The 15440-nt window shown below is 41.4% G+C and carries 13 protein-coding genes; 7 read left to right on the forward strand and 6 right to left on the reverse strand.

Annotation, left to right across the window (positions count from 1 at the left end):
• The first annotated feature begins 100 nt into the window (after positions 1-100).
• From CUS89_RS16385 to CUS89_RS09685, 6 genes are all read left to right on the forward strand, one after another.
• Positions 101-226, forward strand: coding sequence for a hypothetical protein (locus CUS89_RS16385; protein WP_258082408.1), 126 nt, complete (start codon positions 101-103; stop codon positions 224-226).
• A gap of 171 nt (positions 227-397) precedes the next feature.
• A complete protein-coding gene (locus CUS89_RS09665) occupies positions 398-1696 on the forward strand; it encodes an FAD-dependent oxidoreductase (RefSeq protein ID WP_104871953.1) in 1299 nt (432 codons plus the stop codon).
• Entirely contained in the window at positions 1686-3146 is a 1461-nt protein-coding gene (locus tag CUS89_RS09670) for a helix-turn-helix domain-containing protein (RefSeq protein ID WP_104871954.1), read from the forward strand. Before CUS89_RS09665 ends, CUS89_RS09670 begins: the two co-directional genes overlap by 11 nt.
• Before the next feature lie 115 nt (positions 3147-3261).
• Positions 3262-4758 (forward strand): glycerol kinase GlpK, encoded by a 1497-nt coding sequence (gene glpK / locus CUS89_RS09675; protein ID WP_104871955.1) that lies wholly within the window; start codon positions 3262-3264, stop codon positions 4756-4758.
• Positions 4759-4774: 16 nt separating this feature from the next.
• A complete protein-coding gene (glpO, locus tag CUS89_RS09680) occupies positions 4775-6598 on the forward strand; it encodes a type 1 glycerol-3-phosphate oxidase (RefSeq protein WP_104871956.1) in 1824 nt (607 codons plus the stop codon).
• A 1-nt stretch (position 6599) separates the two neighbouring features.
• Positions 6600-7316 carry an MIP/aquaporin family protein gene (locus tag CUS89_RS09685; RefSeq protein WP_104871957.1) on the forward strand — a complete coding sequence of 239 codons (717 nt, stop codon included), beginning with the start codon at positions 6600-6602 and terminating at the stop codon, positions 7314-7316.
• A 118-nt stretch (positions 7317-7434) separates the two neighbouring features.
• Here CUS89_RS09685 and fucO read toward each other — a convergent pair whose 3' ends face one another.
• The 6 genes from fucO to CUS89_RS09715 form a co-directional block, all read right to left on the reverse strand.
• Positions 7435-8586, reverse strand: coding sequence for a lactaldehyde reductase (fucO, locus tag CUS89_RS09690; protein WP_104871958.1), 1152 nt, complete (start codon positions 8584-8586; stop codon positions 7435-7437).
• Between the two features lie 5 nt (positions 8587-8591).
• Positions 8592-9233: a sugar O-acetyltransferase gene (locus CUS89_RS09695; protein WP_104871959.1), complete on the reverse strand. Its 642-nt coding sequence runs from the start codon at positions 9231-9233 to the stop codon at positions 8592-8594.
• A gap of 14 nt (positions 9234-9247) precedes the next feature.
• Complete coding sequence (gene rhaD, locus CUS89_RS09700; protein ID WP_104871960.1) at positions 9248-10075, reverse strand: rhamnulose-1-phosphate aldolase; 828 nt, start codon at positions 10073-10075, stop codon at positions 9248-9250.
• A gap of 249 nt (positions 10076-10324) precedes the next feature.
• Positions 10325-11581: an L-rhamnose isomerase gene (gene rhaA / locus CUS89_RS09705; protein ID WP_019722530.1), complete on the reverse strand. Its 1257-nt coding sequence runs from the start codon at positions 11579-11581 to the stop codon at positions 10325-10327.
• Positions 11582-11596: 15 nt separating this feature from the next.
• Positions 11597-13045, reverse strand: a complete 1449-nt coding sequence (rhaB, locus tag CUS89_RS09710; RefSeq protein ID WP_104871961.1) for a rhamnulokinase — start codon at positions 13043-13045, stop codon at positions 11597-11599.
• Between the two features lie 40 nt (positions 13046-13085).
• Positions 13086-14264 (reverse strand): MFS transporter, encoded by a 1179-nt coding sequence (locus CUS89_RS09715; protein WP_104871962.1) that lies wholly within the window; start codon positions 14262-14264, stop codon positions 13086-13088.
• Between the two features lie 122 nt (positions 14265-14386).
• Between CUS89_RS09715 and CUS89_RS09720 the strand changes: the two genes are divergently transcribed.
• A complete protein-coding gene (locus CUS89_RS09720) occupies positions 14387-15367 on the forward strand; it encodes an AraC family transcriptional regulator (protein WP_104871963.1) in 981 nt (326 codons plus the stop codon).
• Positions 15368-15440 lie beyond the last annotated feature (73 nt).

The raw sequence follows: 15440 nt of genomic DNA on the forward strand, positions 1-15440 counted from the left end.
TCAATATGAACATAAGTCAAAAAAGATAAAACAAGTATATTTTCCTATCAAAGATTGGAAAAAGTCAGTTCTACATAAGGTTTCATGGATAGACGTTGGTATGTTAAGAGCAATACCTAAAGGAAATGAAAAAATAAAATACGCCAAGGTAGGTACGCTAACGAAAGAAGATGGCGCTCGATTGATTGAATTCATCAAAAACTTACAACAAAACGAGAAGTTGTGACAAAAGTGTTCAACTCCGAAAATTGTTCTTCAAATTGTTGGTTTTTCACGCTTATTTCTGTAAGAGCTACTTCTGGAACACCGTTTATCCCCACGATTCCCTTTACTGATTGAAACGTTTTCTAAGAAATGATACTCTAAGGATAACAGATGAAAAAGAGGAGAATATCATATGAGGATCGTAATCGTCGGTGGCTCATTTGCGGGCATTCAGGCAGCTATTTCTTTGCGCAACGACTGTCCAGAAAGTGAGATAATCATTATTGAGAAGCAAGCGCGGATAGGCTTTATCCCGAATAGTGTCAATTTGATCTTAAAAGGGGAATTTCATGAAGAAGCGCACCATTATTGGATGACAAAAGAGCAACTGACTCAAGAACATCAGATAGCAGTACGAACAGAAACAGAAGTGACTGCGCTAAACAGCGATAAAAACCAAATCCAATTAAAAGATGGGGAAATATTGTCTTTCGATTTTCTTGTGATTGCGACAGGCTCACAACAACGTTTCCGTTTTAGTACACAAGAAAACGACACGATTTGGACAATCAAAGATCCTAAAACTTCGCAACAATTCCAACAACGTATCGGAAAGGCACAAAAAATCGCAGTCATCGGTGCAGGGCAAGTCGGTTTGGAATTAATCGAAGGATTAGCGAACTTAGGAAAAGAACTTCATCTGTATGAAAGCCAAGCGACGGTTTTATTCCGCTATTTTGATCCAGAGATGATCAAGCCGTTGTATCGTGAGCTGGAAAATCGAGGTATTCGTTTTTTCTTAAACGAACAAGTGCAAGAAATCATTGAAACAGAACAAACCGAGATCTTCACGGAAAAAAGAAGTGAGACGTATGATCTAGTCTTGTTGGCAAATTACACCCGTCCAGATAATCAGTTATGGGAAGCGTCTTTGCAATTGAATGATGATGGGACGATCTGGGTAAATGACTACCTGCAAACGTCACAGGAAAATATTTATGCGATCGGTGATGCCATCCAAGTAACTTATCGACCAACGCAAGAAAAGATGTACGTGTCTTTAGTCAACAATGCGATTCGAACGGCGAAGATCGCGAGTAAAAATATCAGTGGGCAACAAAAGAAAGATTTAGGCACGTATCGACCCATCGGTAATCATTGGTTCGGGCATTATTTTGGAAGTGTCGGTTTAACAGAAAGCGAAAGTATCTTTTATCCTGGAAAAATCAACACACAATTTTTAACGACCAGAGCTTCTGCGACAAATCAAGAATCAATCAAAATAAAAGTGCTATTGACGGAAGAAGGAAAATTGCTGGGGGCGCAATGTCATAGCCGAGCAGTGATTTTCTATCTTTTAGACCGACTGACTGTAGCAGTTGAGGAAGGATGGACACTCGCAGACCTGGAAGCACGCGAATTCTTCTTTCAACCAGAGTATCGAGCGCCAATAGCTCTTGTAAAGGTGGTTGATCCTTTCGATGAAGATTGAAGAATTTTTAGAAAAAAAAGAGCAAACCCAAATTGAGATTTTACGAATGCTTGTATTAGAAGGTGGTTCCGCTTCAATCAATGAGTTGCGATCCTCTGTGAAATTATCAAAATCTGCCTTCGACCAATATATCGAAGACCTTGAATTGATCGGTCGTATGATGAACACAAAGATTTCTGTCCGAAAAAATGAATTTCAAGTCGTCCTTGAATTAGACGAGCATACGAGTTTAGAAAAAATCATGCTTTTTTTGGTACAACAAAGCGTGAAATATCAGATCTTGACGTACCTACTTGAACACCAACAAGCTTCAAGTGTTCGTTTAGCGACAGCTTTTACGATCAGTGAATCCTCAGTCTTTAGAAAAATCAAAGAATTGAACCAGCTATTGAAAGAGTTCTCTCTGCAAATAAAAAATGGGCAACTCCAAGGAGAAGAGTTACAGATCCGCTATTTTTATTATTCCTTGTTTCAATTTTTCCCAGAGTCACAAAGACCACAGTATTTACAAGATACGCCAGATAAGCGTCCATTGATAGTAGGCTTGGCACATGTGTTGAATACGACTTTTTCTCCACAATCATCAACAAAAATCGCGACATGGGTAGGGATTACTAGGAAAAGGTTGTTGTCTGATAAGATGAAGTTTTCTGGTACAAAAGAGAAAAAAGAAGTATATCAAGGGGATCAACTGTACCAAACCATCCATCCGGTCATTTCACTATACCTCAGTCGAACCGCGGCTGATGTTACGGCGTATGAGTCGATGATGTTTTATAGTTTTCTCGTCACTTTCTCGGTACTGGAAGAAGAGACGTTTTATCAATACGAGTTGACTCGCAGCAAAAAGTTACCTACAGCTGTGTTGGATACGTATATTCGAGAAACGATGTTGTGGCACTATCGACCAAGGCGTTTAAAAATCAAGGAAGAGAAAACAATTGGGTACCACTTGGCACAAATCAATAATGAATTATACTTTTTTTCTGGCTATTTAACGATCTATGATCCGCAACACTTACTTACCCAACAACAACGAATGTTAGGGGATTCGTTGACGCAATTACTTGAACGATTGAAAAAAACGACAGTCGAACAGCTACCTATGAAAAAATTGACCAATCAAGTTTTGGATAATTTGATGAGTCAATATGCGAATATTTTGATGATGATCGATTTCTATATTGAAAAATCTGTGGTTATAGGCATCGATCTGCAATCCTTACCGATCTATCGGATTGCTTTTCAACAATTCTTGATTCGAGAGTTAAAAGGGATCAGCGGAATCGTGATCGAAGAAGCCCAACCAGAAAAAAGCTATGATTTTGTGATCACCTTCAACCAGGAGAAAAAAGGACAAGAGTACTATTACCTGTCTGAATTTGCTTCGAGTTATGATATTTTAAGATTGAAACAAAAAATTGAACAAGAAAAAAAAGCCAAAAATTAAGAAAACTGTCAAAAAAAAGGTGAATTGCTATTTTTTTGGCAGTTTCTACGTCTTAAATAGGTGTACCATAAAAGTAGTTAAAGAAAGCGTTTGCAGAAAAATGGAGGAGATCACAATGACAGAATCTACGTATATCATGGCAATTGACCAAGGGACAACAAGCTCACGAGCGATTATCTTTGATAAAAAAGGAAGACATATCGGTAGTTCGCAAAAGGAATTCACACAATATTTTCCCCGTGAAAGTTGGGTAGAACATGATGCGAATGAAATCTGGAACTCCGTACAGTCCGTTATCGCTGGTGCATTTATTGAATCTGGGATCAAGCCCACACAAATTGCCGGTATCGGTATCACGAACCAACGTGAAACGACAGTGATTTGGGAAAAAGACACGGGACGTCCGATCTATCATGCTGTGGTATGGCAATCACGTCAATCAGCTGGCATTGCCAACAAATTAAAAGAAGATGGGCACCAAGAGTTTTTCCATAAGAAAACTGGCTTAGTCATTGATGCGTATTTCTCTGCTACTAAGATTCGCTGGATCTTAGACCATGTAGAAGGTGCACAAGAGCGAGCAGAAAAAGGCGAGTTGATGTTTGGAACGATCGATTCTTGGCTTGTTTGGAAGTTGACAGATGGACAAGCACATGTAACCGATTACTCGAATGCGAGTCGTACGATGTTGTTCAATATCCATGAATTGGATTGGGATCAAGAAATCTTAGATCTACTAAATATTCCACGAGTGATGTTACCGAAAGTAACCTCAAATTCAGAGGTTTACGGTTATACACAAGGGTATCACTTCTATGGTAGTGAAGCGCCGATTTCTGGTATGGCAGGAGACCAACAAGCAGCATTATTCGGTCAAATGGCTTTTGAGCCGGGAATGGTCAAAAATACGTATGGTACAGGTTCGTTTATTGTGATGAACACGGGTGAAAAACCACAATTATCTAAAAATAATTTGTTGACGACGATTGGTTACGGAATAAATGGAAAGGTTTACTATGCGCTAGAAGGTAGTATCTTCGTAGCCGGTTCCTCGATCCAATGGTTACGTGATGGCTTACAAATGCTACAAAAAGCGAGTGATTCAGAAGAGGCAGCGAAGCGTTCGACTAGTGATGACGAAGTTTACGTCGTACCTGCCTTTGTTGGACTTGGCGCTCCTTACTGGGATCAAGCAGCACGCGGCTCTATGTTCGGTCTTACTCGAGGAACAACGAAAGAGGATATCATCAAGGCGACATTACAATCCATTGCCTACCAAGTTCGAGATATCATCGACACGATGCAAGATGATACAGGCATCAAGATTCCTGTGTTAAAAGTCGATGGAGGTGCAGCCAATAATGAATACTTGATGCAGTTCCAAACAGATATCTTGAATGTACCGATCCAACGTGCCGGCAACTTGGAGACGACTGCATTAGGCGCTGCGTTTCTAGCTGGATTAGCAGTTGGTTATTGGAAAGATACGGATGAAATTCGTGAGTTTTATGAAGCTGGTAAAATCTTCGAGGCGGAAATGCCAGAAGAGCGTAGAGAAAAACTTTACACTGGTTGGAAAAAAGCAGTGAAAGCAACTCAAGCATTTGAGTAAAGGGAGGGAACACAAGATGTTTTCAAAAAAAACAAGACAAGATAACATTGACCACATGAAACAAGAAGAATTAGACCTTTTGATTATCGGGGGCGGAATCACTGGTGCAGGTGTCGCAATCCAAGCAGCAGCTTCAGGTATCAAAACTGGGTTGATCGAAATGCAGGATTTTGCAGAAGGAACGTCTTCACGCTCAACCAAATTAGTTCATGGGGGGATTCGTTACCTAAAAACGTTTGACGTTGAAGTGGTAGCAGATACTGTAGGTGAACGTGCAGTGGTACAACAAGTGGCACCGCATATCCCTAAACCAGATCCGATGTTATTGCCAATCTATGAAGGAGAAGGCGCAACGACCTTCAATATGTTCTCAGTGAAAGTAGCGATGGATCTTTATGATAAATTAGCAAAAGTAACTGGAACGAAGTATGAAAACTATACGTTGACACCTGAAGAAGTGCTTGAACGTGAGCCGTTTCTAAAAAAAGATGGTTTAACAGGTGCCGGTGTCTACTTGGATTTCCGTAACAATGATTCCCGTTTAGTGATCGATAATATCAAAAAAGCGGCAGAAGATGGAGCATATCTAGTCAGCAAAATGAAAGCTACCGGTTTTATCTATGATGGCGATCAAATCATCGGAGTTAAAGCGCGTGACTTGTTAAGCGATGAAGTCATTGAGATCCGAGCAAAAGTAGTGATCAACACAAGTGGACCATGGGTGGATAAGATCCGCAACCTGAACTTCAAGCGTGCGATCTCACCAAAAATGCGTCCGACAAAAGGTGTCCATTTAGTAGTAGATGCGAAGAAATTGCCTGTGCCACAGCCTACTTATTTCGATACAGGAAAACAAGATGGTCGGATGGTCTTTGCGATCCCTCGTGAAAACAAAACGTATTTTGGGACAACAGATACCGATTACCAAGGTGATTTTACAGACCCTCAAGTAACACAAGAAGATGTGGATTACTTACTAGATGTGATCAATCATCGTTATCCAGAAGCAAATATCACTTTGGCTGATATCGAATCAAGTTGGGCAGGATTACGACCGTTATTAATCGGCAACGCCGGTTCTGACTACAACGGTGGTGACAACGGTTCGATCTCTGATAAAAGCTTCCGTAAAGTCGTTGATACGGTAACGGATTATAAAGAAAGCAAGGTATCACGAGTAGAAGTCGAAGATGTGTTGAATCACTTAGAAAGTAGTCGTGATGAAAAAGCGCCATCAACTGTTTCTCGCGGTAGTTCATTAGAACGTGAACCAGATGGACTAGTTACTTTATCTGGTGGTAAAATCACCGATTATCGCAAAATGGCAGAAGGCGCGATGAAATTGATCCGTCAACTGTTACAAGAAGAGTATGGTGTAACGGTAAAAGAGATTGATTCCAAGACTTACTCGATCTCAGGCGGGGATTTTGATCCGACAAAACAAGAAGAAATGGTCGAAGAATATACAAAAATCGGTGTAGAAGCAGGTCTTGATGAAACAGATGCTGCCTATATCGCAGATTTCTACGGAACAAATGCGAAACGCATCTTTGAATTAGCCAAAGAAATGAGTCCTTATCCAGGATTGTCCTTAGCAGAATCTGCTCGTTTGCGTTACGGATTAGAAAACGAAATGGTCTTAGTTCCAGGTGACTATTTGATTCGCCGTACCAACCATCTACTTTTTGAAAGAGATCAGTTAGATGCCATCAAACAACCGATCATTGATGCAATTGCTTCATACTTTGATTGGACAGACGAAGAGAAAGAACGTGAAACGCAACATTTAGAGCAACTGATCGCTGAGTCAGACTTACGTGACCTGAAAGGAGAAAAATAAAATGAATGCAGACATGACCCAAATCATGGGGGAATTTATTGGAACGATGATTTTGATCCTTTTAGGGGACGGCGTATGTGCGGCAGTTAATTTAAACAAAAGTAAAGCACAAGCCTCCGGTTGGATCGTCATTGCATTTGGTTGGGCGATGGCTGTGACGATGGCAGTATTTATTTCAGGATTCATGGGACCCGCTCATTTAAATCCTGCGGTAACACTTGGGATGGCAATGACAGGGGCGATCGGTTGGAATTTGGTTTTCCCATTCATCATCGCGCAATTACTAGGTGCGATCGTTGGTGCGGTACTTGTTTGGTTATCTTATTTGCCACATTGGTCAGCAACAAAGGATCAAGGGGCAATCTTAGGAACCTTTGCAACTGGACCAGCTATCCGCAACTATCCGGCTAACTTTATCACAGAGTTGATCGGTACGTTCGTTTTAGTCTTAGGACTATTGGCATTTGGTCAAACAGAATTTGCTGGCGGAACAAATGTCTTTGCTGTTGGAGGATTGATTTTAGCTATCGGGTTATCACTAGGTGGTTCAACAGGATATGCGATCAATCCAGCTCGTGACTTAGGTCCACGTATCGCTCATGCGATTTTACCAATCGCTAATAAAGGTGGTTCTGACTGGGGTTATTCATGGGTACCGATTGCAGGACCAATGGTTGGAGCAATCATCGCAGTAGGTATGTACACGTTAATGGTTTAATATAGTAGATTTTCTATATAAAAAATAAAATAAATGGTTCTCTTGGTCGTTATTCACAAACCGAGAGAACCATTTTTAATTGATCAGCCAAGTTGTAATCACAAGAGATACAACAAAGTTACATCAAGCTTTGATAAATAGCGATGATTTCTGCCACGTTCGTTTCTCTTGGATTTCCTGGGGTACAGACATCATTGAACGCATCTTCAGCAATTTTTGCAATATCCGCTTCTTTGACACCTAGTTCGGAAATCGTCGCAGGAATACCAACTTTCTTCGCCAAAGCGTCAATCGCTTCACAAGCGGCATCACGAATGTCCTCGATGGAACGAGATTCTGCGTCTTTAATGTTCAGCGCCTTCGCGATTTCTCGATATTTATTGCCTGTAAACTCTTTATTGTATTTCATGACGGTTGGTAATAAGGCAGCGCAAGCGACGCCGTGGGGGATATCATACCATGCAGATAATGGATGCGCCATCCCATGGACAAGTCCTAACCCGACATTTGAAAAGCCCATCCCTGCAAGGTATTGGCCTAAAGCCATGTCTTCTCGGCCTTTCGGATCACCCGCAACGGAATCGGCCAAGCTACGACCGATGACCTCAATGGCTTTGAGATGGAACATATCACTCATTTCCCATGCGCCTTTCGTGATCAATCCCTCGATAGCATGAGTCATCGCATCCATCCCAGTTGCCGCACACAAGGATTTCGGCATGCCCATCATCAAATCACTGTCAACAAAGGCGACGATTGGAATATCATGGGGATCAACACATACAAATTTACGAGAACGCTCTTTGTCAGTGATCACATAGTTGATTGTGACTTCAGCCGCCGTTCCAGAAGTAGTGGGAACAGCTAGAATCGGCAAGCTTGGATATTTCGTATCTGCCACGCCTTCTAAACTACGGACATCAGAAAACTCAGGGTTTGTCACAATGATCCCAATGGCTTTGGCTGTGTCGATCGGTGAACCTCCACCAATTGCAAGGATCACATCCGCTTTCGCTGTTTGAACGAAAGCCACGCCCTCTTTGACATTCTCGATCGTTGGATTAGGTACGATACCGTCGTAGATTTCATAAGCGATCTCTGCCTCATCTAATAAGGTGGTGACTTTTGCTACGACACCGATTTTATGCAACTCTTTATCGGTGATCACCACCGCTTTTTTGAAATTTCTTGCATGAAATTCCGTTGGGATCGCTGCAATAGCCCCTTTTCCATGATAAGATGTTTCATTTAAAATCATTCGATTTGCCATTTGGTTTACTCTCCTTTAGGTATGTCGGTTTCTGAAATTATATATTCTGGTGGATAACGTAGTTTTTTGAAATAATAGGTACGATCTTCCTTATTGAAAGTCCGCACGACACGGCAAGGATTTCCTACCGCTAAAGAATTAGCTGGAATATCCTTCGTGACGACACTTCCTGCCCCAATCACTACATGATCACCGATCGTCACCCCAGGAAGTACGGATGTATTTGCGCCGATCCAGACATTATCACCGATCGTAACAGGCGTCCCAAATTCTGCTTGGTACTCTTGACGTAAAACAGGATCTAAGGCATGGCCGGCTGTGTAGATCCCAACATTTGGAGCAAGCAAGACGTCCCTACCAATCGTGATCGGAGCAACATCAAGTAAAGTGCAATTATTATTGGCTAAAAAGTTTTCTCCGACAGTGATATTGATACCATAGTCACAGTGAAAGGGTTGCTCAACAAAGAGTTCATCACCTGTTTGCTTGAACATTTTTTTGATCAATTGCTGACGTTCGGACAATTTTCGAGGATGGATATGATTGAATGCATGAAGGAGATCTCTTGTGGTCAGACGAAGCTGCAATAATTCTTCATCTTGACGATAGACCTCACCAGCAATCATTTTTTCGATATTTGATTTCATTTGTCACCTCACGATTACTGATTGTTCAAATAACCGGCACGTGGAATAACCCCAAACGCATCAGCCAGTAATTTCAAATTGTCATCTTCTAACGTCTGCTTGATGCCTCCTTGGGCCATGACGATCGTATAGACTTGGGCAGCTTTTTCAGCTGTTTCAATCAAACCAAATGTTTCATCCATATCTTTTCCAGAGCCATAGATCCCATGTTGTGGCCAAACGACTAAACGCGTTTCTTTCATTTTTGCAGCAGTTGCTTCGCCGATTTCATTCGAACCGGGAACTAACCATGGAATGACCGAGATGCCTTCTGGGAAGACAACTAGGCACTCTGTACACATTTGCCATAATGTACGAGTAAATTCGCGTTCAGAAAGTGGATGGCTAAAAGTCATAGCTAACAAGTGTGTTGCGTGACAATGCATGACGATGCGGTTATCTGGATCGATACTCAATCGAGCGATATGGCTCATGAAATGACTTGGTAACTCAGAAGTCGGAACAGCATCAGGGCTTAATCCCCATAAAATGTCGATCGCATGACCATCTCCGGTCACACGGATCAATCCAAGATTTTCTTCTGGTGCTTCCTGTACATTTTTAAAATATTTTCCAGATCCTGTCACCAAGAAATACCTTCCGGCTAATTCTTGGGCATCAAATGGCAACGGCAATGTTCGTAAGACTTTCGCAGGATCGATAAAAGGTAAGACTTGCGCTTCTTCTAATAAATAGGTGATATTCCCACCATTACGTTCATCCCATCCTAGGCGGTACATATTGGTTGTTGCTTGAATCATCTCTTGTACAAATGGAGCAGTGAGCATCGCTAATTTTTTCACGAGTGAGACCTCTTTTCTTTTTCTGATGAATAGAAGGAGCAGGTAGTATGGTTATTTTGTAAATAAACAGAAAGAACCTCAGAATCAGTTAGACGGATTCTCGAAGGCTTCTGTTGATAGTAACGAGCTTTTTTACAACTTGATAGATGGTGTTCATGAAGCAACACTTCGGTCATAAGCCAGAAAAATCAAAAATGAAACAGCCATTTTCGATTTTCCTGACTTATGCCTTAGTGCTGAACGCTTCTTTCACAACCTCTTACTTTGTACGTCTTTTTCGTATTGTAGGACTTCTTGGTACCAGTCCATGCCTACTGGGACGTTGTTGATTTCACAGAAGTAATTCCAAACGTCGGCGTATGGGAAGTCTTTTAACTCTTCAGTGAAGGCTAAGCGTTTGGTGAAGTCGAAGTTGAGTTCGGCTTCTTTTAATTCTTCGATTGGTTCAAGCATGGCTTTTAACAATGCTTTTTGGGTATTTCTTGTACCGATTGCCCAAGCGGCGATCCGGTTGATGGTTGCGTCAAAGAAATCGAGACCGATCGCTGTTTTTTCGAGTAAATGATTGCGGACTAATTCTTTGCCGATTTCTTGTAGTTCATCATCCATGATCACAACATGGTCTGAATCCCAGCGTACAGGGCGAGAGACGTGAAGCATGATCCCTTTTGAGAATAAGGCTAAAGAAGAAAGTTTGTTGGAGATGACCTCAGTTGGATGGAAGTGTCCTGCGTCTAGGCAGATCAATTTGTTCCGCGTCAAGCCATAGCCCATATAAAATTCGTGTGAACCTACTGTGTAAGCTTCGGCACCCAGTCCGAATAGTTTGGATTCCACAGCATCTTGCGTATATTCTTCATTGAGTTCTTCTGAGAAAATCTCATCTAAAGATTCCATCAACCGTTGACGTGGAGATAGGCGGTCGATCGGATTGTCTTTCATTCCATCAGGCATCCAAAAATTATCGATACAGGTTTGTCCGATTTCTTTCCCCATATACTCGGCGATTTTACGAGCACGTTTCCCATGTTCGATCCAGTAATCCCGAACTTCTTTGTCTGGGTGAGCAAGTGTCAACCCATCTTTCATCATTGGATGAGAGAAGAAGGTAGGATTGAAATCAAGACCAATGCCTTGTTCTTTTGCCCATGCGACCCATTTCTCGAAGTGTTTTGGTTCGATCTCATTCAAATCGACTGGTTCATCCGTGTCTAGATACATGGCATGTAAATTCAATTTATGATTCCCAGGAATCAATGAGAAAGCTTTTTCTAAATCTTGGCGTAATTGATCCGGCGTATGTGCGGCTCCAGGATAGTTCCCTGTAGCCATGATGCCACCAGTCAGTTCTCCATCTGGTGTCAAGAATCCTTTGACATCATCGCCTTGCCAACAATGCATTGAAATCTTCACTTCTGCGAGTTTCTGCAAGACTTCCTCGGTATCGACACCGATACTCGCATATTTTGCTTTGGCTTCTTCGTAACGTTCTTTGACATTCATCATATTGAATCTCTCCTTTTATATTAAAAATTCTTTGTATCTAGCAAGCGCTTGTGTCATTTCCTCGGTATGTCGAGGGTGAAAAGTGGCTAATGAAACGGAATCTCTGATTGCTTCACGCGCCAGTTGCAACGTACCGTAGCCATTCGTCGCAATCATTTGGACCATTAGATTCCCAATAGCGGTCGCTTCATCTGGTCCTGCTTCGACTTCGATATTGCAAATATCGGCTGTCAGCTGATTAAGGAAGGTATTGTTTGAACCCCCACCGACGATGTGTAATCGATGAAATTCTTTTCCGGTGATCCGTGCTAAGTTCTCTAGTTCAACAGCATAGCACAGGGCTAAATTGTCATAGATACAGCGAGCCAGCTGACCTGGGGTTTGAGGAATTGTTTGGTTTGTTTCTTTACAATAATCCTGTAATTCTTGAATCATATTTTTGGGATTTAAGAAACGTGGGTCGTTGACATTGACCATCTGTTGGAAAGGTGCTTCTTGTGCTGCCATTTCTGCCAATTCAGCAAAACTGTAGGCACCCTCTTGTAAACGAGCAACTTCTTGGATCAACCACATACCCATGATGTTTTTTAAGAAGCGAATGGTTCCTTGCACACCCCATTCATTTGTAAAATTAGCGTCAAAGGCTTCTTTTGTTGAAATGCCTTCAGGGATCTCCACACCCATCAACGACCAAGTGCCTGAGCTGATGTATGCCCAATCTTTGCCAGTCGCGGGTGTCCCGACAACTGCTGAAGCAGTGTCGTGAGAAGCGATCGTGATGAAGGTCGCTTTTGGCAGATCATAGGTCGGGAATTGGGCTGTTTGTAATTCGCCTAGAATCTGCCCGGGTTCGGTGATTCGTGGAAAAAGGGCAGCATCGATGCCTAAAACAGCTAAAACATCAGGGTCCCATTTCCGAGTTTCTAAGTTCAGAAGCTGCATCGTAGAGGCATTTGTTTTTTCAGTGACTGCTTGTCCGGTGAAGAGGTAACCGAGTAGATCAGGCATCAATAATAGGCGATGGGCATTTGCTAACGTTTCTTTTTCTTCAACAAGTAATTGAAACACCGTATTGAATGGTTGCAGTTGGATACCTGTTTTTTGATAAAGTTCATCCAGAGGCATTTTTTGTTCAAATCGTTGGATGGCATCTTTCGTGCGATCATCACGATAGCTTGTCGGAGCTTCGATCATATTGCCCTCAGCATCAAGCAAGCCATAATCGACACCCCAAGTATCGATGCCGACATAACATTCTGTGATGCCTTGTTGTTTTGCTTTTTCAAAACCTTTTAAGATTTCTGTGACTAGATGTGTCAGTGGCCACTTTGCGACGCCATCGATTTTTTCAAACCCATTTTTGAAACGATGGACTTCCTGTAATTCAAAACGGCCTAATTCATTTAGATTGGCATGGATCAAACGACCACTTGAAGCGCCAATGTCGATTGCAAGATAATTCATCAAAATTCCTCCAATTTATGTTTGCTTGGATCAATGAAAACTAGACTTCATTCGGGAGTGGCTTCTTTTTAAAAGCAAGGAGAAGAAAAAGGACTCCTAAACCGGTCATCAAAATACAGCCATTGATAAAAATATTTTGTAAGGCATCAGAACCGATACCGAATCTTTCCAAAAGTTGATGTCCATAAGGTGAAACAAAATTACCGATATTTGCTAGAACGAGAATAAAAGATGTGGTACTTGCTTTTGCTGCTTGGGGTACTGAACGAGTGGCATCATTGAAGATGTAAGGAACAAACAAAGCGAAGGCGATACCGTTCAGTGCAGCCCCTATACCAATGATAAATAAATGATTGGCTGTCAAGATGAGGAACAAACTTGCTGCTATGATGAAAAAGGAAAGGGGCAATGTCCATCGTTTCAACCCTTTGTAAATCAATCCAAATAAGAAACCAGCAACCATGTTAGCGATTTGCATAAAGGAAAGGAGAGTTCCAGCATCGGATTCTGTTCCTAGATTTTCAGTCACGATGAAAGTCGAAAGCTTGACGACAACGATCATGTAGAAAATACAGAGAAAGAAAATCAAAATGCCATACATGAGAGTGGTAGGACGGAGTGTCCCTTTTGCTGATACTTCTTTTTTAGAAGTGGTACTCTCTTTTTTCTTGGGCGGTTCAGGGACGAAAGCCATAAATAAGAAGATGATCGGAATGGTGATCAAGTAAACTAAGAACGCTTTTTGCCAGCCAAAAGTGAGGAGACGTCCGGCAGTGAAGGTCATGACCGCAGCCCCTAAACCTTGAAAGGCGGATTGAAAGCCAATCAATGTGGCTGCTTCTGCACCTTCAAAAAATTCGCTGATCATACTGACTGCCAAAGAATTGAAGAGACCAAAGCCGGCGCCTAATGCTGCGCGGGAGATCATCAGCAAATAGAAGTTGGCGGTGAAGACAGGTAACACGCCAGCAACTCCAGCCAGCAATAATCCAAGTAAGACAGTTTTTTTCTGTCCGATGGTTTTTGCGATCAAACTGCTCAAAGCAATGAAAATAACGACAGTCAGTTGAGGGATGGTCATCAGTAGCTCGACGGACGAAGCGGATTGATCATTGAAGTAGCCTAACATCATCGGTAAAGCGGATGCGATAGCAGTATTTGACGTTAAAACTAAGGAAATGGACAACAGCGACAGTTTCATCAACCAAGTCTTTCTCATAGCTTGTTCCTCCAGATGAAGATGTATTTGTTGCACTCATCATATCTTGTAACCCTTTTCACAACAATGTCAGTATGTTACTATATTGGTGTCAAATTTACATATCAAAGGGGAGGAAAACCATGGATTCGTTTGTGCAAAAGATCTTTCTGCCGTATACATCAGAAGAGTTAGAACAGCAAAAGACGGGGCAATGGATCAAGGAATTTGAAGGAGAAAACTTAGACGATCAAGACCAACAATTCAAATTAGACGATCACCATCTTTTTCAAGAAAATAATATTTTGATTCGCCAACATCGACGCTTCGCGCATTATCCACTACATTCCCACCATTTTTTAGAATTCAATTATATGTATTGTGGTACTTCAGAACAGATCGTCAACGGTCTGCCAATCACTTTGAAAGAAGGACAATTATTACTTTTAGATACAAACAGTCGCCATGAGTTGATGCCTTTGGGTGAAAAGGATATTTTACTGAATTTCTTATTCAAAACAAATGATATCAATATCAATCTTCTGAAAAAAATCGATAATCGTAGTGGGGGATTGACGTATAATTTTTTGATGAATGCTATTTTAGAACCTGGCTATAATGAAACACATCTTTTGTTACACTTAGCAAAAGAACCAGAGATCCAAGTCACGTTGGATCAGATGATCCTCGAATATTTTTCAAAAAAACATCTGGGAAATGAAATCATGAACGCTTTTTCACAAGTGTTATTTTTACAGCTTTCTAGAGTCTATCACTCACAATTAGCAAAGATCTACAAAAAAGATGGACAAAGCAACTTGATGATCAAAATTCTGCAACGGATCGAAAGCGACTATCGAACATTGAACCTAAAAACATTGGCAGATGAGTTAGGATATAATCCCAATTATCTGTCTAATTTGATCAAGCAACAGACAGGTAAATCCTTCAAACAATTGATTACGAATCAACGATTACATGAAGCACATGATTTGATTTTATCTACTCGCTTTTCGATTGAGGAGATTGCAACCAGTGTAGGGTTTTCCAATAAGACCCATTTTTATAAAAAGTATCGAGAATACTTTGGGGATACGCCGATCGCCGTTCGCAAACGACGTTGAAATAGTTATTTATACATAAAAAAGCCAACTGCGAAGAGGTCGGGACAGAAGCATTTAGCCTCGAGAAATAAGG

This window comes from Enterococcus mundtii, assembly GCF_002947535.1.
GTDB classification, from domain to species: Bacteria; Bacillota; Bacilli; order Lactobacillales; family Enterococcaceae; genus Enterococcus_B; species Enterococcus_B mundtii_B.

What these genes read in the sequence shown, in the direction of transcription:
- CUS89_RS16385 (WP_258082408.1), top strand. Translation starts at nt 101, where the DNA reads ATGTTAAGAGCAATACCTAAAGGAAATGAAAAAATAAAATACGCCAAG.
- CUS89_RS09665 (WP_104871953.1), top strand. Translation starts at nt 398, where the DNA reads ATGAGGATCGTAATCGTCGGTGGCTCATTTGCGGGCATTCAGGCAGCT.
- CUS89_RS09670 (WP_104871954.1), top strand. Translation starts at nt 1,686, where the DNA reads ATGAAGATTGAAGAATTTTTAGAAAAAAAAGAGCAAACCCAAATTGAG.
- glpK (WP_104871955.1), top strand. Translation starts at nt 3,262, where the DNA reads ATGACAGAATCTACGTATATCATGGCAATTGACCAAGGGACAACAAGC.
- glpO (WP_104871956.1), top strand. Translation starts at nt 4,775, where the DNA reads ATGTTTTCAAAAAAAACAAGACAAGATAACATTGACCACATGAAACAA.
- CUS89_RS09685 (WP_104871957.1), top strand. Translation starts at nt 6,600, where the DNA reads ATGAATGCAGACATGACCCAAATCATGGGGGAATTTATTGGAACGATG.
- fucO (WP_104871958.1), bottom strand. Translation starts at nt 8,586, where the DNA reads ATGGCAAATCGAATGATTTTAAATGAAACATCTTATCATGGAAAAGGG.
- CUS89_RS09695 (WP_104871959.1), bottom strand. Translation starts at nt 9,233, where the DNA reads ATGAAATCAAATATCGAAAAAATGATTGCTGGTGAGGTCTATCGTCAA.
- rhaA (WP_019722530.1), bottom strand. Translation starts at nt 11,581, where the DNA reads ATGATGAATGTCAAAGAACGTTACGAAGAAGCCAAAGCAAAATATGCG.
- rhaB (WP_104871961.1), bottom strand. Translation starts at nt 13,045, where the DNA reads ATGAATTATCTTGCAATCGACATTGGCGCTTCAAGTGGTCGTTTGATC.
- CUS89_RS09715 (WP_104871962.1), bottom strand. Translation starts at nt 14,264, where the DNA reads ATGAGAAAGACTTGGTTGATGAAACTGTCGCTGTTGTCCATTTCCTTA.
- CUS89_RS09720 (WP_104871963.1), top strand. Translation starts at nt 14,387, where the DNA reads ATGGATTCGTTTGTGCAAAAGATCTTTCTGCCGTATACATCAGAAGAG.